The following is a 14566-nucleotide window of genomic DNA, read 5'->3' on the forward strand; positions in this document are numbered from 1 at the left end:
TGAGCTAATGCAAATATTATTAAAATATTTTATTTGGATGACTTATTACAAAATTTATGGAATATCACGAATACACAAATAGAACATTAAAGTGTTTTTTTAACTAACCGCTTAAACTTTATAATTTGAAAAGCGGAACAATTGACCTACCTTATTTGATGTCATCGCGTTGAATAGATAACATCTAAAAAAACGAATACTAAATAATTAATTTTATATTTACAAATATGATTCTTTTGTTAAAACTGACAATTATCATTTTTAAATAACACTAATTAATTAATTTTGCAATATTACTTCGGTAGCATAAACGAAAAATAAACTACTTCATTAAATCTTACAACCATGCTAAAAAAAACAAACACGATTCTTATTTTATTGATTACTTTATTCGTATTCAATTGTAATCAAAAAGCTGAACAAACAGAAGAAAAAAAGCAACCAACCGAATCTGTAAACCTTGATGAGTTTACCTCCAAACAAATGACAGGTATAGAACAAATAACTGTTGATGTTGATTTAGATGGTGCTGTACAACGTCTATCAAAAGCGGTTACGTTTAAAACCATTTCTAATCAGGATAGAGATGATTTTGATACTAAAGCTTTTACAGATTATCACAAATTTTTAGAGCAATCGTACCCATTGGTGCATAAAACGCTAAAAAAAGAACTACATGGCGACCCAAGACCATATAGTTTACTTTACACTTGGGAAGGCAAAGATCCTAATTTAGAGCCTGCATTATTTTATGCGCATCAAGATGTGGTACCAGTACCCGAAGAATCTAGAGATCAATGGAAACAAGATCCTTTTGCTGGAACCGTAGCAGATGGTTACATCTGGGGACGTGGTGTTTTGGATGATAAAAATCAAATCCACGCCATTTTGGAAGCTGCAGAAATGAAACTAAAAGAAGGTTGGCAACCAGCTAGAACTCTTTATTTTGTATTCGGACAAGATGAAGAAGTAGGTGGTGCTGAAGGTGCGAAAAAGATTGCTGATGTTTTGGAAGAACGCGGTATAGAACGCTTTGCTTACGTTATGGATGAATCGGCTCCATTAACGCCTGGTATATTCCCAGGTATTAAAGACAACACAGCCTTAATTGGTATTGCCCAAAAAGGGTTTATTAGTTTAGAATTAGCAATAAATGGTATTGGAGGGCACTCGTCTATGCCACCAGAAGAGACCAATATTGGTATTTTAGCTGAAGCTATAACGAAATTAGAAGCTGCTCAATTTCCTTATAAAATACATCCTGCTGTTCGTTCACAATACCGTTATATGGGACCAGAATTAGATGAAGAACTAAAACCTTTGTACGCAGCGGTAGCTTTTGGTAAAGATGATGAGTTAACTGAACAGGAACAAAAATTTATAGATGCAATGGCTGGAAATGAGGTGACTCGAGCCATGCTTCATACCACGATTGCCGTAACCATGTTTAATGCTGGTATTAAAGATAACGTTCTACCCCCTTCGGCAACAGCTGTTGTGAATTTCAGACCTATGCCAGGAGATACACCAGAAGTCATTATGGAACATGTTAAAAATGCTATTAAAGATGACCGTATCACTATGCGAGACATTTCTGCATCTACACCTGCAACAAACATTGCTGAAGTAGGCAATCCTGCTTATAATATGCTTGAAAAAACCATTCGTCAAATTTATGGTAACGACTTAATTGTATCGCCATTCTTTGTAGTAGGTGGTTCAGACTCGAAACACTTTCAAGCTAGAGATTTTGCTCCAGATGTATATACCATTACAGCCATTCAATTAGAAAACACCGAAGAGTTTAAAGGATTCCATGGGGTTAATGAACGTATTTTGGTAGATGAGTATGCAAAATCTATTGGCTTCTTTTATACCATATTTGATAATCTGGAGGAGCTTAAAAAATAAATACCAATTTAATATTTATAATTAAACAACTAAAAATTTAATAATTTTTAGTTGTTTAATTATAAGGTCAATACCCTTCGGAGTAACCTATTTGGTACACTTACTTTATTTATGATTGATTATTTAGTTCGGAAAAGTATTTTTATTTGGTGTTTTTTAGTTGGAGTAACTTTCAAGATAGAGGCGCAACAATTTGTTGGGGATAACCAATGGGTCGCACCACAAGGTGTTGCTACATTTGTGGCTACTGCGGGAAAAGAGTATTCGCAGTTTTATGGTGTCTTGGCTTTTTTACCAGAATGGGAGTTTAACACACAATTGGTCTATTACTATGATGATCCAAGAACCAATTCTGATTCGTATTTAAGCCCTTCATTTTATTTAAAACGTCGTTTATATCAAAATGAATCGGAAACCGCTGGATATGCTGTATTAGGTGGTGTTGGCTTATTTCCTCAACATTTAGATCAAGGTGAAGTAACCCAAGGATTTAATTCTTGGTGGGTAGTAGGTGTTGCCACTTATGCTTTTGCCAACAATACGGTATTATGGGATATCTTACCAGGTGCAACGGTTAATTTTGACCATAAGCAAACGGGTAATACGGCTTGGGGCTTTACCTACAGTTCGCGACTAGCTGTTTATAATATTATCCCGCAATCGGCTGTAGTAGGTGAAGTATTTGGAACAGCAGGTCAAGCAAATGCGCCTTTTAGTTATCGTGCAGGAGTAAGGTGGGAAAGTCCAAGATGGATAGCAGCACTAACCTATTCTAATGCTTTCGATGGTTCATACGGCGCAGGTCTAGAAATGGGACTGATGTGTTATACTAATGCTTTATTTGGTAAAAACCACAAAAAAAAGACGATTAAATAAACTGTTTTTTTTAATTATATTTAGAATGAAATTAACAACACATATTACAACATTGAAACATTATACAATTTTACTTCTTTTGGTTGCGGTTTTGATTCCATTGGGAATGTGCGCACAAGTAGAAACTACATCGGATTCGATTAGTGATCAGTTTGTAATTCCAGAAAAAGATCTTCGAGAACAGATTTTAAAGACTGCAAAAGAACAATTGATTGTTTCAGATTTCAAGGGATCCTGGCCCATGTTTGGCTCGGATTTACGCATGAAAATTGGCGGCTATGTGAAAGCCGATTTCTTGTATGATTTAGATGGCACAACAGACAAAAGTCAATTTTTACTATCTACCATTCCTGTTAGAGGAGAACCCGAATACGGCAATGAAGGTTACATCTCTTTTATAGCGAAGGAAACTAGGGTTAATATTGATTTAAGACGCTTTGCTGAAGATAAAATCCCCTTACAACTATTTATTGAAGGTGATTTCTTTTCAGATGGCAACCGCTTTAGATTACGTCATGCCTACATTACGGCGGGTGATTTTATAATAGGCCAAACCTGGACCACACTGTCCTTTTTAGGTTCAATGGCAGCTATGATTGACTTTGCCGCAGGCGATGCCTTGTTTGGTGGGCGGTCAGTGCAAATAAGATATCAAAATCAACTTTCAGAAAAAGTTAAACTTGCAGTTGGTGTTGAATATTTGAGTTCATTGGGCATTGAAAACCCTAACAATCTGGAAGGGCAAGCTAACGTGCAATTACCATTGTTAGCTTTAAGAATGGATTACAAATGGAAAACTGGTGTGCTTTGGACAGGTGCCAGTTTAGCGCAATTGCGATGGGATGGTGGTTCTACGGGACCATCAGATCAAACCGTCCAATGGGCATTAGTTGTTGCAGGACGACAGTATATTGGTGAGAATAACTATTTCACATTCAATTTTAATTATGGTGACGCCTATGGGGAAAATATCATCGCATTTGCAGGAAGTAACGCCAATGCCGTATTAAATGACCAAGGCAAGCTAGAATCCATGTTGGCAAAATCTATTATGGCTGGTTTCATGCATAGATGGAGTTCTAAACTGGAATCTAATTTTAATTATGCCTACGGCTGGTTGGATTCGCCAGACTCGAGAGCGCCTTTTTCCTTAAAACGAGGTGGTATTGGTCATGCCAACCTTATTTACCAATTTGATAAAAACTTCTCTATTGGTGCTGAATATATGTGGGGTGAACAACGCACCACCAATGATGCCTATGGTGCCGCACATAGAATACAGACCATGGCAAAATTTGAATTTTAAAAAATATAAAATAATGAAAAACAAATACTTAATATCAACAATTTGTTTGCTTTTTACAATAGCAACATTGAATGCTCAAGATGAAAAACCTGAAAAAAGTGCTGCCGATTTAGCTAAAGAATTGGCTAACCCTAATGCTACTTTAGGACAAATGTTATTTCCTATAGATTTTATTGGCTATAATGGCGATATCAATAATGCCAGTAGCCAAAGTGCTTCGGTTATTAGCTTTCAACCATCACTACCGATACCAATTTCTGAAGGATTAAATTTATATGTACGACCTTTAATTCCTATGTATATTTCACAACCTACAATTACAGCCAATGGTTTTGAACAAAAGTCTGGACTTGGTAATATTAGTGCAGATGTGGCTATAGGTAAGACTTGGACTTCTAAATGGATAACTTTAGTTGGTGTTTTCGGAAGTTTCAGAACAGCTTCAGATGAAGCATTACGAGCAAATTATACCACGTTAGGTCCAGAAATGATGATTGCAAAACTAACTAGTTTTGGAGCGCTAGGTATCATTGTTAGTCATGCATGGAGTGTTGGTAGTGGTAAAGATGCTGATCCTACCAGTTCAGCTATATTACCTGATGACTTTTGGGCTACTTCTGGTCCATCAGCAGATGGTATAAGCATAACGGCTGGACAATACTTTTATACCATTAATCTAAATAAAGGTTGGCAAATTACAGCCTCTCCAACTTACGCCTACAATCACAATGCTACTGATGGCAATAAATTTACATTACCTATTGGTACAGGTATTCAAAAAGTAACAAGAATTGGAAAGCTTCCAGTGAGATTTGGTGCACAGTATTGGTATTATGTTGCATCGCCTGAAGCCTTTGGTCCTCAGCATCAATTTAGAATAACTATTGCGCCAGTAGTTCCTTTACCATGGTAGTGCAAAGAACGCCTTTCAAAATTTGATGAGAAACATCTCCATCCTATTAAGTCTGCTTTTTATTACAACTCTTTCAATAGGGCAAAATAAAACTCAAGATAGCTTGAATCACACTCAAGTGAACGAAAAAAATCTGGACTTTACGGTTATGCCTTTTTTAAGTTATAACCGAAATTTAAAGTTTATGTTTGGTGGCATACCTATGGCGATGTACAAGTTAAATAAACAGGATAGTATATCGCCTAAATCCTTATCTGGTGTTGCTGGTGTGTACACTACTAACAAATCGTATTTTGTTGGTGTATTCAATAAGTTCTATTTCAATGAAGACCGTTGGCGTGGCACCTTATTTTTAGGTTTAGGAGACCTTAACTCGCAATTTTTTGCAGGTGAGTTTAATAGTGCTGACTTTTACAATTATGCTACCAATGCTACTATATTCAGCATCGGCATTCAAAGAAGAATAATCAACAATTTATACGGTGGTTTAACCTACACCTATGCCAGTTATAATACGGTTTTTGAAGATAATATTGTAGACGAATCAACCACAGTAACTCATGGCTTGGAACTAAATGCCTTATTCGATACACGAGACGATGTATATTATGCCACAAAAGGCCATATGGTTAATGCCAAATGGATTACCTATGCCGAATGGTTTGGAAACGATGCTAGTGCTAATAAAATAACTACCAACTATAACAAATATTTTCCTGTTAGAGATAAAACAGATGTATTTGCGGCACGTTTTTCTGGTACTTTTGGATTGGGTAATATTGCTTTTGAACAACAAGCTATAGTAGGTGGAAATGATATTAGAGGTTATTCAGAAGGTAAATACCGTGGGAATACCGTTATGGCGCTTCAAGGCGAATACCGTCTGAATTTCGCAAAACGCATGGGTGTTGTGGGCTTTGCAGGTATAGCCACACTATTTGGTGCTGATAACGACGATTTTAATGGCGAAGTTTTACCTGGTGGTGGCGTTGGATTTCGCTATAGGGCGTTTAAAGACACCAAGTTCAATATTGGACTTGATGCGGCATTAGGTAAAGACGATTGGGGTGTTTATTTTAGAATTGGAGAAGCGTTCTAAAATCACCGAAAAGGTATAACCCATGTTTTTTACTGTATGAGTATCAAAAAAAAGGCACTTAAAAATGTTGTGGATAGCAAATTAAAAACTCTAAATATCATTTTTAGAGTTTTAATTGTTTTCATGTCTGTAGTTGTTTTGTATGATGCTTTTGTTTATGGGACACCGCTTTATTATATGCTATTCTTTTTTGGTGGTATAGTTATTGGAAAACTATATTTAAAATTATACTCGGTTAAGCAAAATGAAGAAACGGGTAAATTGCATTTAAACACTAGCATATTAAACATTGTTCTAACACTATTGCTTTTAGCGCTGCGTTTTATATTCGGAAAACAAATTCTGGACTCTTTTGATTTTCAATATACTAGTGATGCACTTTACCTCTTTTTTATTGGTCTTTACAAATCGAAATGGAAAGCCATTGTACATCATTTAGAGAATAAATTATTCAGTAACTTCTAAAATAGAAAAGCCCAACATAACGTTGGGCCCTTCAGCAATTAACCAAATACTGGTTAGCTAGTTAATCTTACAACTATCGTTTTATAATGCGTTTAACAATATGCTTGCCTAGACTATCAGTAACTTTTACTAAATACACTCCTGAATTTAAATCAGATATATCTATTTGTGATGCTTGGTTAACTTGTTTAACTTGAGCACCCAACATATTATAGATAACAACAGATTTTGCATGAGCACCTGGCTCTAACGCAATATTCATAACATCTTTAACAGGATTCGGGTAAATTAATAATTCAGCAGTATCCAAAGTTGGTGTCTCAACACTCAAGGTTTGATAAAGAACATCATATGCTATAATCCCTAAATCTGATGTTGATAAATAGGTTGTTACTCCTGTACCATCGTCAAGAAAATCAAACGCCATACTCACAGATGTACTGTATAATAATTCAGTTGCTGGCACCATTGTCCAAGTTGTACCATTATCTGTAGAGAAATAAATAGCGGTTTCAGAAACTTGCGATGCATAAGTGGCTGCAACAATAATATCTGGGTTATTTGGATCGTAAGCCACTTTCTGAACATTATTAGTCGCTAAAACTTGATTCCATGTAGTTGCGCCATCGGTTGACTTCCAAACACCATTTGATGTAGCTAAAACAAATTCATTGGCATCATTAGCATTATTTAAGATTTGAAACACAAATTGAGATGTCACATTTAAATTTAGTCCAGCGCTCACATTACTCCAAGTAGTTCCACGATCTGAACTTGACCACACTTCACCACCTATTCCAATTAATACATTTTGATTATTTGATGGGTCAACCCAAGTAGAATAATGTCTTTCTTCCGTAGGGACCGTAATATCGATTATTGTCGGACTCCATGGGTCTGCACTTGTTACATCAATAATTTTTGTTCCGCTTCCAGAAAACACATCAAAAGACACCCATACTTCATTAGTATTTACAGCATCAGGCTGCATGTGTAATACTGGATCCCAAAAACCTGTATAGAACATTTGAAACGTTTGACCATTATCGGTACTCACATTCAAAGCTCTGCCATTAAAATCTTCAACTGAAGAAAACAAACGCCCATATTGGTTTTTATCTACAAAAAACATTGGAGGCGCACTACCAGATGCAATATCAACACCCTGTACACCATAAGCTGTTTCAGAATCATCTGTAAGATTTTTAGCAACTACTCCACCTTGTATTCCGTAATATAAAAAGGGGTCTTCAGCACCTTCATTATGTGAAACAGCTACTGACGTCGTGAATGAATAAGGTGTTTGGACTAAATCTAAAGTTATACCACCATCTGTAGAGCGATGAGGATACCAATTAGATGTAAAAAGCATTTCATCGACATCAAAAGGATTAAACGTAGCAGACAATCCAAAGTAATAGTTTGTTGGATCAAAAGATTCATGTATATAACTTGTCCAAGTTACACCGCCATCATAACTAATAACAATTTCATTTGTCTCAAGAATAAAAATTTCATCTTGATTAGTTGGGTGAAAAATAATTTCGTTAACCGCTTTGTCCCAATACGTATCAAAAGGAACAGTTAACTCATTCCAATTTGTTCCGCCATCCAATGTTTGGTAAACTACTTCATCATCTCCCCATCCTGGATCAGATCCAATAATCCAATGGTCAGCATCAAATGGATCTACAGCAACACCTCTAAAATTAATATCAGCAAAGTATTCTGTCCATGTAATTCCAGCATCGTGACTTACTAAAAATCCACCATTTACACCATTAGCACCGTTTCCTCTTGTAATAAACAATTGATTTGGATTGCTATGATTAATTAAACTCTTATCAACTGATATCAAATTATTTGAGGCCTCATCATAAACTAAAGTCCAGGTTTGCCCACCATCTGTTGTGTAATGCACACGATCGTAAGTATCAAACCCAACACGATAACCCTCATTATATAGCATGATATCAGTATCACTTTCGTAAATATTATAATCATCAATCCATCTATCAGAAGAATCATTATTCTGTGGTCTATTTATGGTTGTAATAGTCTGTGTAAATAAATCAAAAAGATGAATTGTATTATTTTCTGCAACATTTGCGTTTTTTAAAGCAAAACTTAAATGCGTATTATTAAGCATGCGCAACTCATTAATAAATCCTGAAGGAAGAGAATATAAAACATCCCAAGTAACAGCATTGTCGTTAGAAATTAAAATGTGATTGTTCATACTAGCCGCATAGACACGATTTTCTACATTTTGGTCGTAAACTAAATGGAAAATACGTCCATATTCTTCCGATCCTAAAAATGTGATTTGTGCGCTAGAAAATAACGTCCCCAGCATGAAGCATGCCGTAAGGAATAGTTTAAACTTTTTCATTGTGTACTTTTTTTGCATTATGATGTGATTTAAGATTTTCACAAAAGTCAACAAATGATCTTGTTTAAACCGAATTTTATTCCGGACAAAACGTGACATAATACATAAAAAACGTGATGTAGTCTATATTTGAGAGATGTACGTGTACAAGTCTTCGTTTTCAGTAAGCTCTATTTTTTTAGAAATTCGTTCTTTACGTTTTCTGCAAGCTTCTGGAGTAATATTCATTATAGTGGCTATTTCTTTCATAGATAAGTTCATAAACAAATACGAAATAAAACGAATATCATTAGCATTTAAATTTTCATGTTTTTCCTTAAGACGATTTAACAAACCATGGTTAACTTCATCAAAATACTGTACAAAATTCTCCCATTCCTCGTCACTTTTTAGAAGTCCTTTCAAACGTCTAATATGCTCTGTTACTTCCCTACTCGGTTTTATTTTATCTGACTGTTCTAATTCTTGAATAATAGTTTCAACCAAGCGGTTTCTATCTATTAAATACAGAGCTTTAGCTGAAAGTTTTCTGTTTTTAGATTCAATTTCTCGCTTATGTTGTTCTTGCTCTAATAGTAATTTGGTTTCGTTTTCTTTGAGCTGATTTTCTAAAATTAAATTATTGGCCTTTTCGTTCTCCAGTTCCAAATTCAGTATTTTTTCTTGTCTAGCCAACAAGTCTTTGCGTTGCTTGTTTTTTATTCTACTTAATCTTAAAGACCATAGCAGCAGAAAAATTATAAGAAAAGAACTAATAGCTAAAATAAGTATGAGTCGTTTTTGTGATTTAATACGTTCGCGACCGTCATGTAATTGTGTTTCATAGTTTAACACTTCAAACTTTACCTTATTAGCTTGATATTGTCTACCACTTCGCAAATCGTGAATTTCTTGTTTTATATGCAACATACTATCCATAGCAATTAATGCCTGAGAATAATTGTTGGCCTTTTCATTATACGAATGTAGTAGGCTATAAATTTTGTATCGTGTTTCTAAATTTATGGGTTCTTGATTAAGTGCAGTATTACCCAATACCAAAGCTTGGTTTAGATTGTTTTTGACATGCTCAATTTTGGCTAGTGTAAGAAAAAGTACAACTCGTGTCTCGGCATAGCGGTTACCTTTCAACTTTGGCAATAAACTAGTTATAAGATTTTCAGATTCTTGCTCCTTTCCTAATGCATGTAATAATACGGCCTGTAAAGCTTCAGCTTCAAGAAGATAATCTTCATCAGCTTCTAATAGTTTAATAGCCTCTTCAATATAAGGCATGGCAATATTAGCCTGACTTTTATCATTATATGCTTGAGCCAAATTTATGGCATAAATACCTTTCTTTAATTGATCTTGTGGTACTTCTGCTAGGTCATATGCTTTTTGAAAATATTCAATGGCCTTATCTAAATCATTCTCTTGCGAATATAGTATGGCTATATTATTCAAGGAGGTCATTTCATAAGAATAATCCAATTCTTTTATAGCAATCTTATACGATTCTAAATAATACTCTAAAGCTTCGTTATTATCTAAAAGTTTATGATAATTTAATCCAATATTATTTATAGCTACAAATAGATTTTTATAATCTTCTTCTTCCTCTGCTATAACACGAGCTCGAGTCAATAGCTCAAGAGACTCACTATAATTACCTTCCATCATAGCATTAACGCCTTCAACTATTATGGCATGGGTGTCATTTTCTTGACTAAACACAAATGATGTGTACAGACTCAAAAAGATGAATAAAATAAAAGACTTAATTTTCACACGAACACTATTTACTTTTACAAAAATACAATAACTGAATGACTATTAATTTCTATAGGTAAGCTTAAAATTATAAATTTATTAGAAACGCTATTTTAGGAGAAGTTATTTAGATATTTCAAATGAGAAATTGATAATTTTGTTACCTTGACCTTTTTTAAGTGCGCAGTAAATGAATAAAACCAATTGTACTTTAAGTTTAGGTTTTTTGTTTATTTTTCAGATTTCATGGTCACAAGCCCATACTACTGAAAAAGACAGCACCTATTCGCCATATCAATTATTGTCCAGTTATTACGATACAGATTTTAAGCCGTTTAAAAAAAGGAATGTGTATTTAGGCATGGCACTTTCTTTTGAGGACAGAAAAGTTGAAAATGCCAATAACATTATTGAAACGGTATTGGATGGTGACAGAACAAATTATGATATTACACTAAAAGGTGGTTATTATATTGGAAATTATGCTATGGCTGGCGTTGGTGTCAATTATCATCAGAACAAGTTTTTTGGAATAGTATTAAGAGATTCTGATACCATTCAATCTAAATCTATAACAAGAGGATATGCTATTACACCTTACTTTAGATCTACAGTACCGCTAACCAGTAATGAACGCTTAAGTTTTTATACCGAATTGGGCGTAACATTTGGAGGTGGTAATACTCTGACCCGAGACATTAAAAATTTGGACCAGATTGACAAAGTTTATACTACTAATTTCAATTTTAGAATTGGTTTAAGTCCTGGTATTACGTTTTTTGCTATGGAAAATTTTGCTTTAGAAGTGGGCTTGGATGTATTGGGTTATGAATTAAATTCCTCTAAAACTACCAAAAATGATATAGAAGAATCCAGTAAAGTCCGGCAAAATGTAGATTTCAACATTAATATATTGTCACTAAACATAGGATTGGCCTATTATTTTGGAGGATAACACTATAATTCGGTGTGCATTAAAGACTCAAAAAATGAAAAAGACTATTTTAATTATTACAGCATTAACATTCATGTTATGGTCTTGTGTTGAAGAGGATTATTTTGGAAAATCCCAGTACGGCTATATCAATACTATTGAAGTAATCAACCAATCTGGTGCGGCATCAATTATGAGGGATAGTTTATTGGTTACAGTAGAAATTCCTGGTGGCGTTGATTTAACCGCTATTAGTATTGAAAAAATTGAAATTTCTTCATTTGCACAAAGCAATAAAATACAAGGTGATATTCTTAACCTTGAAAATGATGATACTATTGTGGTTACTGCAGAAGATGGTTCTGTTTATAATTGGACGATTCGTGCTTTTGTGGCTTCAGAAACACCTCAACTCGATAATTGGCAGTTAAATGATTGGTATATGACCGCTACTAATTACTATGAACCAGGAACAGATGCCGAAACGACTATTTGGGGAACTGGAAATCAAGGGACACAAATATTAAACATACTGGCTACTATACCTGAAGATTTAGGTAATGATAATTTAGCTGCAAAAATGATGACCATGGATAATGGTTCCTTGGCAGGCACTTTTGGGGCACCCATTTCAGCAGGCTCATTGTTTACAGGATATTTTGACCCAGACAATATTGATTTAAGCGACCCTGAAGCAGCAATTGAGTTTGGCACGCCATTTTCTGGACGACCGTTAAAAATCAGATTTAAATATAGCTATGTGCCTGGTGAGGAAAATAAAGATCGTGATGGAAACCATTTAAGCTATGGCGATGCCTGTGATATTTATGCCTTATTAGAAATTAGACAAGGTGGAGAAGTACAGCGTTTAGGCACAGCTTGGTTTAGAAGTGATGAGACCCAAAACGAATTTATAACTCAAGAAATTGATTTTACTTATGGTGAACTGGATAGCAGTTTTCCAGCATACATGTATCCAGAAAACAACAATTATGTCACACCAGACGTGGCCGATTTTGGACTACCAACTCATATAACATTTGTGGCTTCTTCCAGTTTTGATGGCGCAAGTTTTGCAGGTGCCATTGATAGTATTTTAATAATTGATGATATAGAATTAGTCTATGAATAAGCCCATATGGCTGTTAAAGAAACACCTACTCCTTTTCAAATGCTTTAACAAATTGTTTAGCACGTGGATTCCCTGAATTGAGCTCCAATGCCTTTTTGTAGTTTTCATATGCATTCAAGCTATCGCCTGTTCGCAAATAGGCATCTGCTAAACTATCATACACGTTATCGCTTTCTGGATATAAAGCAACATTCATTTTAAAAACTGCAATGGCGTGCTCGTTTTCTTTTTTGCGCAATAATTCATAGCCATAACTATTAAATTCCCGTTCTTCAATAAATACACTAGTTGAATCTTGTTCCTTTATTTCTAAAAAGCCTGCTAATGCTGCATCAAAATTATTGGCTTTTAAATGCATACTTGGTGTTTTAAATGAATCTGGTACTTTTAAATAGTCATACGTGAATTTAGAATCATCACCTTCTGATACAATACCTAAATACTGTTCTTTAGTTTCTGGGTGCTGGACAAAACGCAATTTTTGATACATATCCACCATAAAAAAGGTGTTTTCGTCCAAAACAACCGGTTCAATTTTTTCTGCACCTCGCCATTTCACATATAACTTATTGTTTTCATAATATACTTCAATAAGCTCGTCAGGATTAAACAAATAGCGTCCAGACGTTTTTTCAATATGTTCGGGTGAATAGTTGAGATTTTTTGAACAACTGATTGTAATTACTGTGAATAGTAAAACGAATGGTAATAATTTTGATTTCATTGGTATTTTGATTGATTGGTTATCGCCTAAAATATAAGCAAAAAAAAGTCTCATTATAAATGAGACGATTTTTTATGAATTTTGTTACGTGATAAATAACGTTCTTATGGTATTATTTAATAGCCATTAATTCAACATCAAATATCAATGTTGCATCTGGTGGAATTACACCACCTGCACCACGACTACCATATCCTAAATCACTCGGAATAACTAAACGTGCCTTATCACCTACGTTAAGTAAGCAAATACCTTCATCCCAACCTGGAATTACTTGACCAACACCAACTGGAAATTCTAAAGGCTGATTACGCTTATACGACGAATCAAACACGGTTCCATCGGCTAATTGACCTTTATAATGTACAGAAACAGTTTGTCCTTTTTCAGCTTTCTCACCAGTTCCTTTTTGAAGAATTTGGAAACGTAAACCACTATCTGTTTTTTCAAATCCTGAAGCCAATTTATCAAGTTCCGCTTCACGAGCTTCCTTTTCAGCTGCAACACGTTTTTCTCTAGCACCTTCAAAGGTTCTGAAAGCTTCAACAGCGTTAAATTTTTCAGCCTCTTCTCCTACTCTGATGATTTCTAAAGATTCTATGGCATCACCTTGTGCTATAGCATCAACAACATCCTGACCTTCTTTTACTTTACCAAAAACAGTATGATTACCATCTAACCAAGGCGTTGCAACATGTGTGATAAAAAACTGACTACCATTGGTTCCTGGTCCTGCATTTGCCATAGACAAAACACCTGGTCCATCATGTTTTAAATCGGGATGAAATTCATCATCAAATTGATAGCCTGGATTACCTGTTCCAGTTCCTTGAGGACATCCGCCTTGAATCATGAAATCTGGAATAACACGATGAAATTGTAAGCCATCGTAGTAAGGATTTCCTTGCTTTTTTGCAGAATTTTCTAAATTCCCTTCTGCTAAAGCAACAAAATTACCAACCGTACCTGGCGTTTTTTTGAATTCTAAATTGATTAAAATATCACCTTTTGAAGTATGAAACTTTGCATATAAACCGTCTTGCATCTTATTAATTTTTAATG

Annotated in this window: 12 protein-coding genes; 8 read left to right on the forward strand and 4 right to left on the reverse strand. The window is 34.8% G+C overall.

The window, feature by feature from the left end:
* Positions 1-345: 345 nt before the first annotated feature.
* From C1S72_RS03560 to C1S72_RS03585, 6 genes are all read left to right on the forward strand, one after another.
* Positions 346-1911 (forward strand): M20 family peptidase, encoded by a 1566-nt coding sequence (locus tag C1S72_RS03560; protein WP_104734289.1) that lies wholly within the window; start codon positions 346-348, stop codon positions 1909-1911.
* 111 nt (positions 1912-2022) lie between these two features.
* Positions 2023-2787 (forward strand): hypothetical protein, encoded by a 765-nt coding sequence (locus C1S72_RS03565; protein WP_104734290.1) that lies wholly within the window; start codon positions 2023-2025, stop codon positions 2785-2787.
* Positions 2788-2812: 25 nt separating this feature from the next.
* Complete coding sequence (locus C1S72_RS03570; protein ID WP_162919914.1) at positions 2813-4093, forward strand: DcaP family trimeric outer membrane transporter; 1281 nt, start codon at positions 2813-2815, stop codon at positions 4091-4093.
* 13 nt (positions 4094-4106) lie between these two features.
* Positions 4107-5006 (forward strand): hypothetical protein, encoded by a 900-nt coding sequence (locus tag C1S72_RS03575; protein ID WP_104734292.1) that lies wholly within the window; start codon positions 4107-4109, stop codon positions 5004-5006.
* 25 nt (positions 5007-5031) lie between these two features.
* Entirely contained in the window at positions 5032-6105 is a 1074-nt protein-coding gene (locus C1S72_RS03580; RefSeq protein ID WP_104734293.1) for a BamA/TamA family outer membrane protein, read from the forward strand.
* Between the two features lie 123 nt (positions 6106-6228).
* On the forward strand, positions 6229-6570 hold the full coding sequence (locus C1S72_RS03585; RefSeq protein WP_205527079.1) for a hypothetical protein: 342 nt from the start codon (positions 6229-6231) through the stop codon (positions 6568-6570).
* A gap of 73 nt (positions 6571-6643) precedes the next feature.
* Here the strand turns inward: C1S72_RS03585 and C1S72_RS03590 are convergent, their stop codons facing one another.
* A complete protein-coding gene (locus tag C1S72_RS03590; RefSeq protein WP_162919915.1) occupies positions 6644-8962 on the reverse strand; it encodes a VPS10 domain-containing protein in 2319 nt (772 codons plus the stop codon).
* A 123-nt stretch (positions 8963-9085) separates the two neighbouring features.
* Positions 9086-10732, reverse strand: a complete 1647-nt coding sequence (locus C1S72_RS03595) for a tetratricopeptide repeat protein (protein ID WP_162919916.1) — start codon at positions 10730-10732, stop codon at positions 9086-9088.
* A gap of 172 nt (positions 10733-10904) precedes the next feature.
* Here C1S72_RS03595 and C1S72_RS03600 point away from each other — a divergent pair, with 172 nt between their 5' ends.
* Both C1S72_RS03600 and C1S72_RS03605 read left to right on the forward strand, forming a co-directional pair.
* The gene (locus C1S72_RS03600; protein WP_104734297.1) at positions 10905-11669 is read left to right on the forward strand and encodes a hypothetical protein; all 765 of its coding nucleotides are present in this window, start codon (positions 10905-10907) and stop codon (positions 11667-11669) included.
* A 34-nt stretch (positions 11670-11703) separates the two neighbouring features.
* Positions 11704-12780 carry a PCMD domain-containing protein gene (locus C1S72_RS03605; RefSeq protein WP_104734298.1) on the forward strand — a complete coding sequence of 359 codons (1077 nt, stop codon included), beginning with the start codon at positions 11704-11706 and terminating at the stop codon, positions 12778-12780.
* Positions 12781-12805: 25 nt separating this feature from the next.
* Here the strand turns inward: C1S72_RS03605 and C1S72_RS03610 are convergent, their stop codons facing one another.
* Both C1S72_RS03610 and C1S72_RS03615 read right to left on the reverse strand, forming a co-directional pair.
* Positions 12806-13504 (reverse strand): tetratricopeptide repeat protein, encoded by a 699-nt coding sequence (locus C1S72_RS03610; protein WP_104735774.1) that lies wholly within the window; start codon positions 13502-13504, stop codon positions 12806-12808.
* A gap of 112 nt (positions 13505-13616) precedes the next feature.
* Entirely contained in the window at positions 13617-14549 is a 933-nt protein-coding gene (locus tag C1S72_RS03615) for a peptidylprolyl isomerase (RefSeq protein WP_104734299.1), read from the reverse strand.
* Positions 14550-14566 lie beyond the last annotated feature (17 nt).

The organism is Hanstruepera ponticola, assembly GCF_002940745.1.
Classification (GTDB): domain Bacteria; phylum Bacteroidota; class Bacteroidia; order Flavobacteriales; family Flavobacteriaceae; genus Hanstruepera; species Hanstruepera ponticola.

Excerpts from the sequence above, each read along its gene's own strand:
- C1S72_RS03560 (WP_104734289.1), top strand. The coding sequence starts at position 346 with ATGCTAAAAAAAACAAACACGATTCTTATTTTATTGATTACTTTATTC.
- C1S72_RS03565 (WP_104734290.1), top strand. The coding sequence starts at position 2,023 with ATGATTGATTATTTAGTTCGGAAAAGTATTTTTATTTGGTGTTTTTTA.
- C1S72_RS03570 (WP_162919914.1), top strand. The coding sequence starts at position 2,813 with ATGAAATTAACAACACATATTACAACATTGAAACATTATACAATTTTA.
- C1S72_RS03575 (WP_104734292.1), top strand. The coding sequence starts at position 4,107 with ATGAAAAACAAATACTTAATATCAACAATTTGTTTGCTTTTTACAATA.
- C1S72_RS03580 (WP_104734293.1), top strand. The coding sequence starts at position 5,032 with ATGAGAAACATCTCCATCCTATTAAGTCTGCTTTTTATTACAACTCTT.
- C1S72_RS03585 (WP_205527079.1), top strand. The coding sequence starts at position 6,229 with ATGTCTGTAGTTGTTTTGTATGATGCTTTTGTTTATGGGACACCGCTT.
- C1S72_RS03590 (WP_162919915.1), bottom strand. The coding sequence starts at position 8,962 with ATGAAAAAGTTTAAACTATTCCTTACGGCATGCTTCATGCTGGGGACG.
- C1S72_RS03600 (WP_104734297.1), top strand. The coding sequence starts at position 10,905 with ATGAATAAAACCAATTGTACTTTAAGTTTAGGTTTTTTGTTTATTTTT.
- C1S72_RS03605 (WP_104734298.1), top strand. The coding sequence starts at position 11,704 with ATGAAAAAGACTATTTTAATTATTACAGCATTAACATTCATGTTATGG.
- C1S72_RS03610 (WP_104735774.1), bottom strand. The coding sequence starts at position 13,504 with ATGAAATCAAAATTATTACCATTCGTTTTACTATTCACAGTAATTACA.
- C1S72_RS03615 (WP_104734299.1), bottom strand. The coding sequence starts at position 14,549 with ATGCAAGACGGTTTATATGCAAAGTTTCATACTTCAAAAGGTGATATT.